The following is a 15,553-nucleotide window of genomic DNA, read 5'->3' on the forward strand; positions in this document are numbered from 1 at the left end:
TCTCTGAGAAAAAAGGTTTATTCCTATGCAAAACAGCAATGAAGTGGTGATCAGTGAAGTGCAGGGCGGCGTACTGCCAGCGGAAGATCTGGACGCGCTGGCCGAAACGCTGATGCAGTCGGTGGCGCTTGGCGCGAGTATCGGATTCATCCTGCCTTTTGGTTTTGTACAGGCGCAGGCGTTCTGGCAAAAACTGTTACCGGCGTTTGAGCGTGGCGAAAAACGGCTGCTGGTGGCGCGGTATGAAGGGAAAATTATCGGCACCGTACAGTTGGTGGTCGATCAGCCCGCCAACGGCATTCATCGCGGTGATGTGGTGAAACTGATGGTGCATCCCGACGGACGCCGCAAAGGGATCGCCCGCAAACTGATGGACGCCGTGGAAACGCTGGCACGTCAAGAGGGCAAAACCTTGCTGGTGCTGGACACCGTCACCGGCAGCCCGGCGCAAACGCTGTACCACGATCAGGGCTTCACGCTGAGCGGCACAATCCCGCACTATGCGATGTCAACGGAAGGCATGCTGGAGTCCACCAGTGTGATGTATAAGGTGCTGGTGTGAACTGGCGGATTGCGCCGGAGGCTGTCGGTACGCCGGATGCCGCACAATTGCTGGATGCGCTTTCGCAGACGCTGGCGGCCATCACCGGCGACAGCGGGCGTTCATCGTTTTCCGTAGATGATATGCAGGAGGCCGGGGCGTGTTTTGTGATCGCCCGTGACAGCCGCGGAAATGCCGTCGGATGCGGCGCAATCCGGCCGCTGCAACATGACACTTGTGAGCTTAAAAGGATGTACGCAACGCCCGGACATCCGGGACTGGGCAGTGCGATTCTGGCATTTCTCGAAGCGCAGGCCGCGGCCTCAGGCTATCAGGCGTTATGGCTGGAAACCCGTCGGGTAAACCTGAACGCGGTAGGTTTTTATCGCAAGCGGGGTTATACGGAAATCGATAATTACGGCAGATATCGCGGCAGACCGGAAGCCGTGTGTCTGGGGAAAACGCTTGTTTGTGTTTCCCCCGGTGACTAAATCCCGCTAAACCAGTTATAGCCCTGATCTTCCCAGTAGCCGCCCGGGTTTTCGTTGGTGACGAAAATCGCGCCGATGTGTTTGGCGTTTTTGAAGCCCAGCTTGGTGGGCATCCGCAGGCGTAGCGGATAGCCGAAATCCGGGGGCAGAGGCTTATCGCCGAATTCCAGCGCCAGAATGGTTTGCGGATGCAATGCCGTCGCCATATCAATGCTGGAATAGTAGCGGTCGTCACACTTGAAACCGACATATTTTGCCGTCAGATCCGCGCCGACGTGCTGTAAAAACGTTTTCAGCGGCACGCCTTTCCACTGGCCAATGGCACTCCAGCCTTCAATGCAAATCAGACGGGTGATCTGGCTTTCCTGCGGCAGGCGACGGAGTTGTTCCAGTGTCCACGATGCTTTTTTTTGCACCAGTCCCGAGACTTCCAGCCGGTAATTAGGAATATCGATTTCCGGCACGTTGTATTCCGGATAATAGGCGTTGAAACGAAACGGCGTGGTGATCTGATCTGCGCGGTAGGTTTGCGCCAGCTTCTGACCGCTGAACAGCCAGCCCTGCACACGGTCATTCCAGCGCGACATCGCCCACAGCACTTTGTCGACCTGATCCCCATCCTGCAAATTACAGCCGGTCAGCATCGACACGGCACCTAATGTCAGCCCGGAGCGCAGCAATAAGCGGCGCTGGATATTGACCAGTTGCTTGCGCTGGTCCGGTTCAATAATGATTTTTGGCCGCGGTGATTTATCATTCATCCGTGCTTTCCTCTGTCACTGTTTTTTTGCCACCGGTCAGCATGGCCACCAATGTTTTCGGCACTAGCAGCACCATCAGTACGTGGATCACCACGAACAACATCACGCCGCTCATCGCGAAAAAGTGCACATAGCGGGCGATATCAAAGCCGCCAAACAGCCACACCAGCCCGCTGAACTGCACCGGTTTCCAGATGGATAACCCTGACAGCACCAGTAACAGACCGAGCAACAACACGCCGCTGTACATCAGTTTTTGCACCGCGTTGTACTGCCCCAGCTTGTGCGGCAGTGTAAAGGTCAGTGCGCGAACGGTATCGCGCCAGACGCTACGCGGCGTAAAGGGGAAAAAGTCTCGCCGGAAATGCCCGCTGAACATCCCCCACACCAGATAAAACACGGCGTTGGCTGCCATCAGCCACATCACCGCCAGATGCCAGGCAATGTTGCCGCCCAGCCAGCCGCCCAGCGTGGTGTTTTGCGGGAAGGTAAACGCAAAAATCGGGTCAGCGTTATAAATGCCCCAGCCACTCATCACCATGCCGGTCATGGCCAGCACATTAATCCAGTGACAAATGCGGACCGGCCAGGCATGGATCCGGCGTTTACGTGGTGAAGAAGGCTGAGGTTTCACGGGTTATCTCCTGTTACGCAGCGGATTACATCGGTGGCGCGATGCCGTCTTTACCGGCGGCAATACCCCGTGCGACCAGCGCACCTTTGTCATCTTTCATCGCAAACAGCACGATTTTTGTGCCCGGTTTCAGCAGGCTGCGGTCGCCCGGTGCCAGCAGAACCACCGGGACATCGTCCGGCACGACCACGGTTTTCTCGGCGTCATGGTATTTCACGGTCAGCGTGCGGCCATTGCTGTTCACCAGCTTGCCGACGGTGCCGTTGGTCATGGTGTTGATTTTGCCGTCCGGCGATTCAAACGGATTGAAGCCTTCACCGCTGCCGCGCAGGCTTGGCGCGAAGACATGCACTTCCAGCGCTTTCAGTGTGCCGTTGGCTTGTGGCACGGCGGCTGTCCCGATAAAGCTGTCGGCTTTGATATCGCTGATTTCGCCTTTGGTCACCGCATTGATTTTGGTCTGATCGGTGAGCTTAACGTCGAGCTTTTCGCCCTGGCGGGTAGTGATTTGTACCGATGAGTCATTAACTGAATCAATGGTTCCGCGTGTGGGTTTAATCACATTATCGGCGGCAAAGGCCGGGGACATTCCGCTGCACATCAGCAGGGAACCCAGTAACAGACCAGCGAGACGTGTAGGTGTATTCATGATGAGATCTCCATTTTACAGCGTTATTTCATTAGGTTAAGTGAATCACTGAAGCTGCCAGTGACGAATAACTTCCTTAAGAGTGGACGATAAACCGGGATTGGCTGATGACAAATTGATGACAAAATTGTCATCAAAGGTGTCTGATGAAACTGATAAACTTCCGGTGAATCATTCTTTAGGTGAATGGTCATGCGGCACTGAGGGCCTGAATGCGAATACTGGTAATTGAAGATGATGTCAGTACAGGCGACTACCTGAAAAAAGGGCTGACGGAAGCCGGTTACAGCGTGGATCTGGCGCGTAACGGTGCCGACGGGTTGTTTCTGGCGCTGGAGGAGGGTTACGACACGGTGATCCTCGACGTGATGCTGCCGGGACTGGACGGCTGGCAGGTGATGGAAGTCCTGCGGAAAAAAAGCGACGTGCCGGTGCTGTTTCTGACCGCACGCGATGAAGTGCAGGATCGTATTCACGGGCTGGAACTGGGCGCTGACGATTATCTGATTAAACCGTTCTCCTTCACCGAGCTGGTGTTGCGTATCCGGACCTTGCTGCGCCGTCCGGCAGCGCGGGAGCCGGATATCTATTCTGTCGCCGACCTGCATCTTGATGTGCTGCGCCGCCGGGTGACGCGTCAGGATCAGACCATCGCGCTGACCAACAAAGAGTTCATGTTGTTGCAATTGCTGATGCGCCGCGAAGGCGAAGTGCTTTCGCGCACCATGATCGCCTCACAGGTCTGGGATATGAATTTCGACAGCGATACCAATGTGGTCGACGTCGCCATCAAGCGTCTGCGCGCCAAAGTTGACCGCACCTTTGATGTGAAACTGATCCATACCGTACGTGGTATCGGCTACGTTTGCGAAGTGCGCCATGACTGAGCGCCCGTCTGCCCGTCGCCCGGAACGCGCCATGTCGCTGACCCTGCGCGCCACCTTACTTTTCGCGCTGATCGCCTCGCTGGTGGTCAGTGCCGTGGGGTTTTATCTTTATTACTCGATAGATAAAGAACTGATGCGCCGCGCGGATTATCAGGTCAGCGGACGCGTGCAGTATTTCCGCCATCTGCTGGCGAACGAATTCCCGCTGTCACAACTGAGCCGCAATCCGGGGCTGTTTGAAAATATGCTCGGGAACGAACGCGATATCCTGACGTTCGGGCTGAGCAATGAAAAACCGCTGATCAACGTCAATCCCTCCCGGCTGGATTTGCCGCCGGTTGCGGCGGTGGCAGACGGCCAGCCGCTGACGCTGAAGACTGTGCATCAACTGACCGCGCCCGACGGGACGCCGGTACGTTTTGCCCGCGCGGCGGTAAAAATGGAAGACGGGCGGACGGTTGAAATTACCGGTGCGCATTTCATGACGGAAGAATCACGCCTGTTACAGACCTTCCGCTGGGAAATTATCGGCGCGGTGCTGTTCGCGTATCTGCTGATTGCCGGACTCGGCTATCTGGTGATCCGCCGCGGACTGCGGCCGCTGCGCCATATGGCGCATGAGGCAACGCAGATCCATCCGGCCAGTTTGTCCACACGGCTGACGGCAGCAAAAGCGCCGCAGGAATTGCAGCAACTGATTTATTCCTTTAATGACATGCTGGACCGGCTGGCGGAAGGCTATCAGCGGCTGACGCAGTTTTCCGCCGATCTGGCGCATGAGATCCGCACGCCCGTGGGGGCGCTGATGGGGCATTGTCAGGTGGCGCTCTACCAGCCACGCACGGTGGAAGAATACGAAACGCTGCTGGCGAACAATATGGAAGAGCTGGAGCGTATTTCGCGCATGGTGGAGAACATCCTGTTTCTGGCGCGGGCCTCCGACGCGCGGTCTGTTCTGACCATCACAGCCATTGATGTGTCCACGGAAATGACCCGCATTCAGGACTATTTTGAGGGGCTGGCCGAGGAGCGCGAGATGACGCTGGACAGTAAAGGGGCGGGCGTGCTGTACGCCGATGCCATTTTGTTCCAGCGCGCGCTCAGCAATCTGGTGGCTAACGCGGTGCGTTATGGCCGCGCGGGGAGTGCCATCGTGTTGCGCGCCGAACCGCATCCCCGCGGTATGGATATTCATGTGATCAGTCAGGGCCATCCGATCCCGGCGGATAAGCTCGGCAAACTGTTCGATCGTTTCTACCGGGCGGATGCCTCGCGCAGTGAAGGCGGCAGTTCCAGCGGTCTCGGTTTATCCATTGTTCAGGCCATTATGGCGCTGCATCAGGGCCATGTGACGGTGGAAAGTTCAGCGCAGGGGGAAACGCGTTTCACGCTCTCTTTTCCGGCGGCTGATCACACGTTTTCTCAATAGTTCCTCAATGAGAGGGAAAAATTGCGTAAGAATTGGCTAAATATTTCTGTGTTATGTGGTTGAATCATAAGAAATTCGTTAATTTCGTTACATTATCACATTGGAAGAAACCAATCAGTTTGAACGAAAATACGCGGCCCGGGGTCTGATTAGTCCTAAGGAGTGGGTTCCATCCTCCGGTACGAGCGGTCTGTACGACGCAACCAGACTCACCAAAGAGCCACTTATTTCTGATGCATAAACTACGTTCACTTTCGCAACAAAGCATTTCTTTGTTCATTGCACTTTATCTCGGGCTTCTGCTAAACCTTCCGATTTTCATCCGCCGTTATCAGCAACTGCATTATGACAATGCCTTGTCGATTGCTGTCGAAATGGTGGCATGTTTCGCGCTGGTCTATTTCCTCTGTATGTTGCTGTCGTATACCGGAAAAACCGTTTTCCGCGTGCTGATGACCGCTATCGTGATTTCTTCCGCAGCGGCCAGCTATTACATGATCCTGTTTAACGTCGATATCGGTTACGGCATCCTGGCGGCGGCTCTGGCTTCTGATTCCATTGATTTATCAAAAGAATCGGTCGGCACCCACTTTATCGCCTGGACCGTACTGGTGAGCCTGTTGCCGGTTCTGTTGCTGTGGCTGAGTAAAATGCCGGGCGCGGGGCTGAAACAGACCACGGTTAAAAAGCTGGCGGTCAGAACCTTGCTGCTGGCGGTGTCCGGCCTGCTCTGCTATATGCCGTTGCGCCTGATGGGCAAGGTGCAGGATCGCCACGACATCGTGAACAACCGCATGATGGCCAGTTATGGCGGCGTCGTTGCCGGTACCTACTCGCCATCCAACTGGCTTTCGGCGTTAGGTCTTTACACCTACAGCAGCTACAGCCAGGCGGAAGACACTAAAAATCTGTTCGATCCGGCCAAACATTTCACTTATACCGCACCGGCAGATGCCAAAGACATGTACGTGGTGTTTGTGATCGGTGAAAGTGCCCGCCGTGACCATATGGGGCTGTACGGCTACGACCGTGACAATACGCCAAATCTCGACAAAGAGAAGAATCTGGTCGCCTTACAGGGCTATTCCTGTGACACCGCCACCAAGCTTTCCCTGCGTTGTATGTTTGTCCGCGAAGGCGGGGCGTCGGAAGAACCGCAGCGTACCCTGAAAGAGATGAATGTCTTCTCCGTGCTGAAAAGCAACGGCTGGAGTTCAGAGTTATATTCCATGCAAAGTGAAGCCTGGTTCTATAACAAAACCCGTGCGGATGATTATTCACTGCGCGAAAACATCGCCTCTGAAAAGCGTAACGCCGGTAAGCCGGTAGATGACATGTTGCTCATCGATGAAATGAAAGATTCGATGAATAACCATCCGGACGGTAAGCACCTGATTATCCTGCATACCAAAGGCTCGCATTACCTGTATTCCGACCGCTATCCGCGTTCTTTTGCCAAATATAAGCCGGAATGTATGGGCATTGATGATTCCTGTTCCACCGGGGAAATGATCAACGCGTACGATAACTCGCTGTTGTATACCGATTACTTCCTGTCGCAGGTCTTTGACCAGTTGCGGGATAAGAACGCGATTGTGTTCTACGCCTCCGATCACGGCGAGTCGATTTCTCAAAGCATGCATTTCCACGGCACACCGCGTGATCATGCGCCGATCGAACAGCGTACGGTGCCGATCATGGTCTGGGCGTCAGATAAATTCCTGGCTAACGATCAGAACAAAGCCAGCTTCGAACAACTGCAAAAAATGGCAGCGGCGAAGACGCCGGCGTTCCACGAAAAACTGTATGACACTATTCTGGGCTGTATCGGTTACACCTCGCCAAACGGCGGGATTGTGGAGCAGCACAACTGGTGCCATGTGCCTGATCAGGCCGCTGCAACAAAATAATCTGTGCTAAATCTGCCGCCTTTTTCTAAACAATGAAGAGGGCGGCGACATCCCCCGCGTTTTAAGTCACAATCGGTTAACATGCCTTTAAGGTATTTAAATTTTGCTTTTTTATCAGGGCCGATAACCGATGCAAGCACTCCGAATCACAATCTGTGTCCTGACGGTCATCATGACGTTACTGACGCTGCTCCCCTTTTCTAGAAATCAGCGCTGGTGGGTGCGTGTCTGGGATTTTCCGCGCTTACAGATGGCGTCACTGTGTCTGGTTTTCCTGCTGACGGAACTGGCGATCATGCCGTTCGGCGATGGCATTACCTTCACGGTGATTATCCTGACCGTGGCCTGCATGGCATATCAGACCTGGTGGATCCTGCCTTATACCCGCCTTTACCGGAAACAGGTGAAGAAAACGGTATCCGACGGTCATTCGCGCATCAAAATCATGAACAGCAACGTGCTGATGACCAACCGTAAGCCGGAAAAGTTACTGGCGCAGATCCGGCAATACCAGCCGGATATTCTGGTGCTGCTGGAAACCGATCAGTGGTGGGAAGATCAGATGGCAGAACTGGATGCCAACTATCCGCACAGCCTGCGTTGTCCGCTGGATAATCTGTACGGTATGCATGTGTATTCACGTCTGCCGATGCATGCCGCGAAAATTCAGTATCTGGTGGCTGACGATATTCCTTCCATGCATTTTCGCGCTGAACTGCCATCCGGTGAGCAGGTGATCTTGCACTGTCTGCACCCGATGCCGCCCAGCCCGACGGAAGCCGACGAATCCACTGACCGCGATGGCGAACTGGTCGCTGTCGGTCATACTGCCGCTAAGGCGCGTTATCCGACCATCGTGACCGGCGACCTGAACGATGTGGCATGGTCGCGCACCACGCGTCTGTTTATGAAAATCAGCGGCCTGCTGGATCCGCGTCGTGGCCGTGGCATGTACAACACCTTTCACGCCAGCTATCCGTTCCTGCGCTGGCCGCTGGATCACGTGTTCCACAGCAAGGATTTCACCCTGGTTGACCTGCGGCGTCTCGGTTTCATGGGTTCAGATCACTTCCCGATCCTGGTTGAACTGGCGCTGACACCTTGTGAGGGTCAGGATCAGGAATCGCTGGAAATCGAAGAGGAAGATCTCGAAGAAGCGGAAGAAAAACTGACGAATGCCGGTGTGAAAAGCACTGACGTACACAGGGCGGAAAAACTTAATATGCCGGTCTGCGGATAATCATTATGACAAGTGAACGCGACCGTCTGCCGCTGGCGGAAGATTTACGGGTGTTTCTGGCGGTGGTGAATAAACAAAGTTTTGCTGCTGCCGCCACTGAACTTGGTCAGTCTCCGGCCTATGTCAGCAAGCGGATCCAGATCCTTGAAGAGTCGCTGAATGCCCGTTTGTTGCACCGTTCCACTCGCGGTGTGCGCTTAACCGACGAGGGTGAAAGAGCCCGTCGCTGGGCGCTGCAAATTCTGGATAACTTCGAGCAGTTTATCGGTGACCTGTCGGATTCGCGCACCGAACCGCGTGGCAATGTGCATATTTGCAGTTCGTTCGGTTTCGGGCGCTGCCACGTGGCACCTGCGGTGGCTGAACTGGCGGAACAGTATCCGCTGCTGAATCTGCGGCTGGATTTGTTCGACCGGGTCGTGGATCTGGTCGCCGACGGGATCGACTTGGAAATTCTGGTCGGTGACGATATTCCACAGCAGCACATCGGCAAAAAGCTGGCGCAGCATCAGCGTATTTTGTGTGCCTCTCCGGCGTATCTGGATGCGCACGGCGTGCCGGAGTCAACGGATGCGCTGGCGCAGCATCAGTGTCTGGTATTAAAAGAGCGCGATAACCCATTTGGCATCTGGACTCTCACCGCCAGAGACAAAGAGGTTCGCGCCCGTGTAAAAGGACCGCTTTCATCGAACAGCGGCGAAGTGGTTCTGCAATGGGCACTGAAAGATCACGGTATTATCCTGCGCTCAGAGTGGGACGTACGTCCTTATATCGAACGAGGGGAACTGGTTCAGATATTGCCAGACTATTCACAACCCGCCAGCGTGTGGGCGGTTTACCCGACGCGCCTTGCGGACTCCGCCAAACTGCGGGTATGCGTCGAATTCCTTCAGCAGCGGTTCAGTCAGCTACTGACCTAGCGCCGTTTTTATCCGGCGCTTATGAGATCATCAGACCAGCCAGGGATTTTTTTGCAGATGTGACTGCTGAAACTGACGGATGTCGTCGCTGTACCGCAGCGTGTTACCGACAGCATCCAGCCCGTTAAGCAAGGACAGCTTGCTCAGCTCATCAATGGCAAAATCAATCACCTGACTGTTATGCAAAACAATCTTCTGCTGCGGCAAATCGACGGTGATTTCGTTGCTTCCCGCGAGCGTCACGTCCTGTGCGACCTGTTCCCATTGTTCAGGACTCAGCTGCACCGTCAGTACGCCGTTACGCTGGCAGTTATCGAAAAAAATCCCCGCAAACGTCGTGCCGATCAAGGCACGGATCCCCAGCTGTTTTAATCCCCATACCGCATGTTCGCGACTGGAGCCGCAGCCGAAGTTCGGCCCGACCAGCAGGAATTTGGCATTCTGCCAGTCAGCCTGATTGAGGATAAACGCCGGATCAGGAGAACCGTCCGCCAGAAAGCGCAAATCGAAAAATACCCCGCGATCTAATCCGTTGCGATCGATACCTTTTAAAAACTGCTTCGGCATGATCACATCGGTATCGACATTCGCGGCGGGTAACGGCGCCGCCACGCCAGTTAGTACGTTAAAAGCCTGCATTGTTTTCTCCTTCGAGTTCCCGGATATCGGTCAGATGACCGGAAATCGCTGCGGCAGCTACCATTGCCGGGCTCATCAGATGGGTACGCGCGCCCGCGCCCTGACGGCCTTCGAAATTGCGGTTGGTGCTGGAGGCACAGCGGTCGCCCGGCGAAAGCACATCATCGTTCATCGCCAGACACATCGAACATCCCGACTGACGCCATTCAAAACCAGCGCGGGTGAAGATCTCCGCCAGACCTTCCTGCTCGGCCTGCGCGCGAACCTGACTGGAACCCGGTACGATCATCGCACGAACGGTGGGGGCGACGTTTTTTCCGCGAACCACTTCGGCGGCGGCACGTAAATCCTCGATGCGCGCGTTAGTGCAGGATCCGATGAAGGCATGACTGATGCTGATGCTGTTCAGCGGCTGACCGGCGCGCAGTCCCATGTATTGCAACGCACGCTGTAAATCTTTGCGGCGCGAGGCATCGGATTCTGCCCGCGGATCCGGCACCAGGCCGCTGATCGCCAGCGCCTGATCCGGACTTGTTCCCCAGCTCACCATCGGCGCGATTTCCGCGGCGCTCAGTTCAACTTCGCGGTCGAAAACGGCGTCCGCATCGCTGTGCAACTCACGCCAGACATTCACCGCCGCCGCCCATTGCGGGCCTTTCGGTGCACGTGGTTTGTCTTTCAGGTAATCAAAGACTTTGTCGTCAGGAGCCATAAATGCACCGCGGGCACCGGCTTCAACGGCCATATTACACATCGTCATACGGCCTTCCACGCTCAGCGCGTCGATGCCTTCTCCGCAGAATTCAATGGCGTAACCGGTGGCTCCTGCCGCCCCGATTTTTGCCACCAGCGCCATCACCACGTCTTTGGCTGTCATGCCTCTGGCGAGCGTACCGTTAACCGTCACCCGCAGGGTTTTCAGGCGTTTGTAGACCAGCGTCTGGGTCGCCAGAAGATGTTCAATTTCTGAGGTACCGATACCAAACCCGAATGCGCCTAATGCGCCGTAAGTGGTGGTGTGGCTGTCGCCGGCGGCAATCACCATCCCCGGCAAAATAAAGCCCTGTTCGGGGGCGACAACGTGCTCAATACCCTGACGGCTGTCGAGAATATCGAACAACTCAATGCCAAATTCTTCGCAGTTTTCTGCCAGATAGGACACCTGCCGTGCGCCACCGGCGTCCGGCATCTGACGGGTACGTAAGGGGGCCGTCGGGTTGACGTGATCGACCACCGCCAGCGACGTTTCCGGACGCCATACGCGGCGGCCTGCTTCACGCAATCCGCTGAAGGCCTGCGGGCTGGTATATTCGTTAATCACCTGCCGGTCGATGTACAACAACACGTGTCCTTTATCGTCGAGCGTACGCACGGTGTGGCTGTCGATATGTTTTTCGTATAGCGTTCTTGGCTTCATTGCATTGCCCTGATAAACGAAGTGGATAACGTCAGCGTCGCAAACTCGCGCGTATCGGGCAACGGGCTGAGTGTGGAGCGTTAAAACACGATCCGTGAAGCGGCAATCTCCACTTGCGGCCTTGTTGCCGGTTCATCAGCGACTAAGATGGGTAAAAAAGGAGAAGACCCATGTTTGAACATTTTACCCAAAGCAGGATGTCCGTTAACGGCACCGAAATTGCCTGTCGCATTGCCGGGCAGGGCGAACCGTTGTTATTGCTGCACGGGCACCCGCAGACTCAGGCGATCTGGCATAAAGTCGCACCTTATCTGACGTCTCAGTTCACCGTCGTACTTGCCGATTTACGCGGCTATGGCGACAGCGGTAAACCGGAGCCTGATGCGGAGCATCTGCGCTACAGCAAGCGCGAAATGGCACAGGACCAGTTTGAGCTGATGGCAGCGCTGGGCTTTCATCAGTTCAGCGTGGTGGCTCACGATCGCGGTGCCCGTGTGGCGCACCGGCTGGCGCTGGATCATCCGCAGGCGGTGAAGCGGTTGGTGCTGATGGATATCGCGCCGACGCTTTCCATGTATTGCCAGACGACGGAAACCTTTGCCCGCGCTTACTGGCACTGGTTTTTCCTGATCCGCCCGGCACCGCTGCCGGAAGCATTAATCATGGGCGACGCCGACCTCTATCTGCGCAGCGTAATGGGCAGCCGCAGCGCGGGTATGCAACCTTTCACCGAAGAAGCTTACGCAGATTATTTGCGTTGTCTGCAACTGGATGGCACGGCACGCGGGATTTGCGAGGACTATCGTGCGTCGGCGGGTATCGACCTGCAACACGACGAAGTGGATCTGAATGCAGGCCGCAAAGTGAAGTGTCCGCTTTTGGTTCTCTGGGGAGAGCAGGGGACGGTAGGGAAATGTTTTGCGCCGCTGGCAGAGTGGGAAAAGGTGGCAGAAAACGTGCAGGGAGAGGCGCTGCCTTGCGGGCATTACATTGCCGAAGAACAGCCGGAACTGCTGCTGGAAAAAGTCCTGCCATTTTTACGTTAAGCGCACGTTTCCGTTTCCGGACATAAAAAACCCGCATTACGCGGGTTTTTTATGTGAGGCGGTTGTGTTAAGGCTCAGGTGATCAGGCCGGTTGTTCCGGGAAGGTGAGGGTGTTGCCCGGCGCTTCTCGGTTGATGTGCAGAAAGTTCAGATGACGTTCGTACTGATCCAGAATGTCGTTGATCACCTGATGTTTGGTGAAGTCCATCAGGTCATTGCCCTGCGTGCCTTCCAGCAGGAAGGTTTCCAGACGGTAATAATGTGATTTACCGGCGCGTGCGCGATAGGTAAAGGCAGGCACCGCATAGCGCACCGGCCAGATCTGATAGACAAAGTTCTGCTCTTCACCCAGCGCGACCTGCAATTCCAGCGGCCCGATTTTTTCGTCGTCCTGCGGTTCGTGCCCGGTAAAGGTCACTTTGGCACCGCGCAGTTCCAGTTCCTGCGCCACTTCCTGCATCGCCGGGCGGCATACCGTATCCATCATTTTTTGCGTATGGCGCGTGCCGGGGTAATTCATCACCCGCGACAGACGCTGTTTCCAGTTCAGGGCCGCATCGCTGGTCGCAGGCAGCGGAGCCAGTGACTGCTGGGTGCTGGCGCGACGATAATCTTCCAGACGCAGTGATTTATACAATCCGGCCATGATGAAGAAAATCACAAAGCTGAACGGCAGTCCCATGATCACCGTGGTGTTTTGCAGCGCCGACACGCCGTCAGTCATCAGCATACCCAGCGTCAGCACGCCGATGGTGACAGACCAGAAAATCCGCAGCCAGTTTGGCGCATCGTTATTAATGTCCGCGAGTTTTGAGGTGAAGTTCCCCAGCACCAGCGAGCCGGAATCCGCCGACGTGACATAAAACAGCAGGCCGGTAATGGTGGCAACGGAAGCACTCAGCGTAAAGCCGGGATACTGCGCCAGCAGGCTGTACACGCCCCGCTCAGGGTGCGAAATCACTTCGTTGGCGAAATCCAGATTGCCATGCAATATCTGATACAGCGCGCTGTTACCGAAAATCGACAGCCACAGCAGGGTGAAGACAAACGGGATGATCAAGGTGCCGAGCACGAACTGACGGATGGTGCGCCCGCGCGAAATACGCGCCAGGAACAGGCCGACAAACGGCGACCACGCCACCCACCACGCCCAGAAGAACAGGGTCCAGCTGTTCATCCATTCCGTCGGGCGGTCAAAGGCGAAGGTGTTGAGCGTCATGCCCATAAACCGGTTGATGTAATCGCCGATATTGAGCACCAGCGCATTGAGCAGGAATTCGGTATTGCCGAAGAACAGCAGGAACAGGATCAGCCCCAGCGCCAGCAGCACGTTGAGTTCCGACAAAATACGGATACCTTTATTGACGCCGGACGTGACCGACACCGTCGCCATGATCACCGAAAGCAGGATCAGCGCGGCCTGCACCGTCAGGTTTTCCGGAATATGGAACAGCACTTTCAGGCCGTAATTGAGCTGAACCACGCCGATGCCGAGTGTGGTGGCGATGCCAAAAATAGTCCCGACCACGGCAGCGATATCCACGCTGTGGCCGATAGGGCCGTTAATGCGTTTGCCGAAAATCGGATACAGCGCCGAACGGATGGTCAGCGGCAGGTTGTAGCGGTAGCTGAAATAGCCCAGCGCGATGCCCATCAGCGCGTACATCGCCCAGCCGGTCAGCCCGTAGTGGAACAGCGTCCAGGTCATGGCCTGCCGCGCGGCTTCCAGCGTTTGTCCGTGACCTTCCGGCGGTAACATGTATTGCGTGACCGGTTCCGCGACCGAGAAGAACATCAGATCGATGCCGATCCCGGCGGCAAACAGCATCGCCGCCCAGCTCATCATGCTGAATTCGGGTTTGGATTGTTCAGGGCCCAGTTTGATCGAACCAAAACGTGAACAGGCTATGAACACTACAAACACGATGTACAGCGTGGCAGCCAGCATGTAATACCAGCCGAAGGTGGCGGATACCCAGTTAAGGGTCAGGCTGATCCATTTTCCCGATAAATCGGTGAAGAAAATGGTCATTAATGTGAAGGCTAAAATCAGCCCGGCGGAGGTGAAGAACACGACCTTGTTCAGCTGGTCGCGAGGTTTTTCGCTCTGTTTCTCTGTCGTATCGGCAATCGCCATCTTTTCCCCAATCTTGTTAATTAAACGCTATTTTTCAATAAATTGGCTGTTAATAAAACCAAAAATACATACAAATTACTAACGTATTGGTAATAAAATATATGCATTTTTAATTGAACGTTCAATCAAAAAAAAGTTAAATAGGTGACGTCAGAGCGTTAACAAGGTTGTACGAAAGCGTAAAAAAACGGTTTTTTAAGCGCGTTACAACCCGCTCATTTTCAGGAGCCGGCACCATGCCCAAAGTAGGAATGCAGCCCATCAGACGGCAGCAATTAATTGAGGCAACCCTGGCAGCGGTCAACGAAGTCGGGATGCACGATGCCTCGATTTCGCAGATCGCCCGCCGTGCAGGCGTTTCCAACGGCATCATCAGTCACTATTTTCGTGACAAGAACGGCCTGCTGGAAGCGACCATGCGTTATTTGCTCAGTCATCTGGGAGAAGGGGTGCAGTTGCGGTTATCGCAGCTGACGGATACCGCACCGACGGCGCGGCTGCATGCGATTGCAGAGGCTAATTTTGACGACAGTCAGACCAACAGCGCGGCGATGAAAACCTGGCTGGCCTTCTGGGCAAGCAGTATGCATCACCCGCAGTTGTACCGGCTGCAACAGGTCAACAGCCGCCGGCTCTATTCCAATTTATGTTCTGAATTCAGACGTTTTCTGCCAAGGGATCAGGCGCGTATTGCGGCGCAAAGTACCGCCGCCTTAATTGATGGTTTGTGGCTGCGTGGCGCACTGAGCGGTAAAGCGTTCAACCGCGCCGAAGCCATCCACATTACGCATAGCCATATCGAATCACAGATTGCTCAACAGGTTACTGAACAGTAACCGGGCAGAAAACTTT

15 protein-coding genes are annotated in these 15,553 nt (G+C 55.2%); 9 read left to right on the plus strand and 6 right to left on the minus strand.

Going from position 1 to position 15,553, the window contains the following annotated elements; translation table 11 throughout:
• The first annotated feature begins 25 nt into the window (after positions 1-25).
• The gene (locus J9880_RS14805) at positions 26-562 is read left to right on the plus strand and encodes a GNAT family N-acetyltransferase (protein ID WP_095922726.1); all 537 of its coding nucleotides are present in this window, start codon (positions 26-28) and stop codon (positions 560-562) included.
• Entirely contained in the window at positions 559-1,032 is a 474-nt protein-coding gene (locus J9880_RS14810) for a GNAT family N-acetyltransferase (protein WP_232769531.1), read from the plus strand. Before J9880_RS14805 ends, J9880_RS14810 begins: the two co-directional genes overlap by 4 nt.
• On the opposite strand, the gene J9880_RS14815 is transcribed toward J9880_RS14810, so the two are convergent.
• From J9880_RS14815 to J9880_RS14825, 3 genes are read right to left on the minus strand one after another with little or no spacing between them, the layout of a single operon-like run.
• On the minus strand, positions 1,029-1,793 hold the full coding sequence (locus J9880_RS14815) for a molybdopterin-dependent oxidoreductase (protein WP_119822182.1): 765 nt from the start codon (positions 1,791-1,793) through the stop codon (positions 1,029-1,031). The genes J9880_RS14810 and J9880_RS14815 overlap by 4 nt on opposite strands.
• Positions 1,786-2,427: a cytochrome b/b6 domain-containing protein gene (locus J9880_RS14820; protein ID WP_133822979.1), complete on the minus strand. Its 642-nt coding sequence runs from the start codon at positions 2,425-2,427 to the stop codon at positions 1,786-1,788. The genes J9880_RS14815 and J9880_RS14820 overlap by 8 nt, the downstream gene beginning before the upstream one ends.
• Before the next feature lie 25 nt (positions 2,428-2,452).
• Complete coding sequence (locus J9880_RS14825) at positions 2,453-3,076, minus strand: hypothetical protein (protein WP_095922723.1); 624 nt, start codon at positions 3,074-3,076, stop codon at positions 2,453-2,455.
• A gap of 212 nt (positions 3,077-3,288) precedes the next feature.
• On the opposite strand from J9880_RS14825, the gene J9880_RS14830 reads away from it, so the two are divergent.
• The 5 genes from J9880_RS14830 to J9880_RS14850 all read left to right on the plus strand — a co-directional run bounded on the left by J9880_RS14830 (position 3,289) and on the right by J9880_RS14850 (position 9,462).
• Positions 3,289-3,963, plus strand: coding sequence for a heavy metal response regulator transcription factor (locus J9880_RS14830; RefSeq protein ID WP_119822184.1), 675 nt, complete (start codon positions 3,289-3,291; stop codon positions 3,961-3,963).
• Positions 3,956-5,392 carry a heavy metal sensor histidine kinase gene (locus tag J9880_RS14835; RefSeq protein ID WP_232769532.1) on the plus strand — a complete coding sequence of 479 codons (1,437 nt, stop codon included), beginning with the start codon at positions 3,956-3,958 and terminating at the stop codon, positions 5,390-5,392. Before J9880_RS14830 ends, J9880_RS14835 begins: the two co-directional genes overlap by 8 nt.
• A gap of 233 nt (positions 5,393-5,625) precedes the next feature.
• Positions 5,626-7,302, plus strand: a complete 1,677-nt coding sequence (eptB, locus tag J9880_RS14840) for a kdo(2)-lipid A phosphoethanolamine 7''-transferase (RefSeq protein ID WP_095922721.1) — start codon at positions 5,626-5,628, stop codon at positions 7,300-7,302.
• Between the two features lie 130 nt (positions 7,303-7,432).
• Positions 7,433-8,542, plus strand: a complete 1,110-nt coding sequence (locus J9880_RS14845) for an endonuclease/exonuclease/phosphatase family protein (RefSeq protein ID WP_232769533.1) — start codon at positions 7,433-7,435, stop codon at positions 8,540-8,542.
• A 5-nt stretch (positions 8,543-8,547) separates the two neighbouring features.
• The gene (locus J9880_RS14850; RefSeq protein ID WP_095922719.1) at positions 8,548-9,462 is read left to right on the plus strand and encodes a LysR substrate-binding domain-containing protein; all 915 of its coding nucleotides are present in this window, start codon (positions 8,548-8,550) and stop codon (positions 9,460-9,462) included.
• Positions 9,463-9,492: 30 nt separating this feature from the next.
• Here J9880_RS14850 and leuD read toward each other — a convergent pair whose 3' ends face one another.
• The gene (gene leuD, locus J9880_RS14855; RefSeq protein WP_232769534.1) at positions 9,493-10,101 is read right to left on the minus strand and encodes a 3-isopropylmalate dehydratase small subunit; all 609 of its coding nucleotides are present in this window, start codon (positions 10,099-10,101) and stop codon (positions 9,493-9,495) included.
• Entirely contained in the window at positions 10,088-11,518 is a 1,431-nt protein-coding gene (gene leuC / locus J9880_RS14860; protein ID WP_133822982.1) for a 3-isopropylmalate dehydratase large subunit, read from the minus strand. Before leuC ends, leuD begins: the two co-directional genes overlap by 14 nt.
• A gap of 170 nt (positions 11,519-11,688) precedes the next feature.
• Here leuC and J9880_RS14865 point away from each other — a divergent pair, with 170 nt between their 5' ends.
• On the plus strand, positions 11,689-12,564 hold the full coding sequence (locus tag J9880_RS14865; protein ID WP_232769535.1) for an alpha/beta fold hydrolase: 876 nt from the start codon (positions 11,689-11,691) through the stop codon (positions 12,562-12,564).
• 82 nt (positions 12,565-12,646) lie between these two features.
• Here J9880_RS14865 and J9880_RS14870 read toward each other — a convergent pair whose 3' ends face one another.
• Positions 12,647-14,701 (minus strand): choline transporter, encoded by a 2,055-nt coding sequence (locus tag J9880_RS14870; RefSeq protein WP_095922715.1) that lies wholly within the window; start codon positions 14,699-14,701, stop codon positions 12,647-12,649.
• Positions 14,702-14,937: 236 nt separating this feature from the next.
• Here J9880_RS14870 and betI point away from each other — a divergent pair, with 236 nt between their 5' ends.
• The gene (gene betI, locus J9880_RS14875) at positions 14,938-15,537 is read left to right on the plus strand and encodes a transcriptional regulator BetI (RefSeq protein WP_095922714.1); all 600 of its coding nucleotides are present in this window, start codon (positions 14,938-14,940) and stop codon (positions 15,535-15,537) included.
• Positions 15,538-15,553: the final 16 nt, after the last annotated feature.

The organism is Rahnella victoriana (assembly GCF_021276285.1).
Taxonomy (GTDB): Bacteria; Pseudomonadota; Gammaproteobacteria; order Enterobacterales; family Enterobacteriaceae; genus Rahnella; species Rahnella victoriana.

Excerpts from the sequence above, each read along its gene's own strand:
- J9880_RS14805 (WP_095922726.1), top strand. The coding sequence starts at position 26 with ATGCAAAACAGCAATGAAGTGGTGATCAGTGAAGTGCAGGGCGGCGTA.
- J9880_RS14815 (WP_119822182.1), bottom strand. The coding sequence starts at position 1,793 with ATGAATGATAAATCACCGCGGCCAAAAATCATTATTGAACCGGACCAG.
- J9880_RS14825 (WP_095922723.1), bottom strand. The coding sequence starts at position 3,076 with ATGAATACACCTACACGTCTCGCTGGTCTGTTACTGGGTTCCCTGCTG.
- J9880_RS14830 (WP_119822184.1), top strand. The coding sequence starts at position 3,289 with ATGCGAATACTGGTAATTGAAGATGATGTCAGTACAGGCGACTACCTG.
- J9880_RS14835 (WP_232769532.1), top strand. The coding sequence starts at position 3,956 with ATGACTGAGCGCCCGTCTGCCCGTCGCCCGGAACGCGCCATGTCGCTG.
- eptB (WP_095922721.1), top strand. The coding sequence starts at position 5,626 with ATGCATAAACTACGTTCACTTTCGCAACAAAGCATTTCTTTGTTCATT.
- J9880_RS14845 (WP_232769533.1), top strand. The coding sequence starts at position 7,433 with ATGCAAGCACTCCGAATCACAATCTGTGTCCTGACGGTCATCATGACG.
- J9880_RS14850 (WP_095922719.1), top strand. The coding sequence starts at position 8,548 with ATGACAAGTGAACGCGACCGTCTGCCGCTGGCGGAAGATTTACGGGTG.
- leuD (WP_232769534.1), bottom strand. The coding sequence starts at position 10,101 with ATGCAGGCTTTTAACGTACTAACTGGCGTGGCGGCGCCGTTACCCGCC.
- leuC (WP_133822982.1), bottom strand. The coding sequence starts at position 11,518 with ATGAAGCCAAGAACGCTATACGAAAAACATATCGACAGCCACACCGTG.
- J9880_RS14865 (WP_232769535.1), top strand. The coding sequence starts at position 11,689 with ATGTTTGAACATTTTACCCAAAGCAGGATGTCCGTTAACGGCACCGAA.
- J9880_RS14870 (WP_095922715.1), bottom strand. The coding sequence starts at position 14,701 with ATGGCGATTGCCGATACGACAGAGAAACAGAGCGAAAAACCTCGCGAC.
- betI (WP_095922714.1), top strand. The coding sequence starts at position 14,938 with ATGCCCAAAGTAGGAATGCAGCCCATCAGACGGCAGCAATTAATTGAG.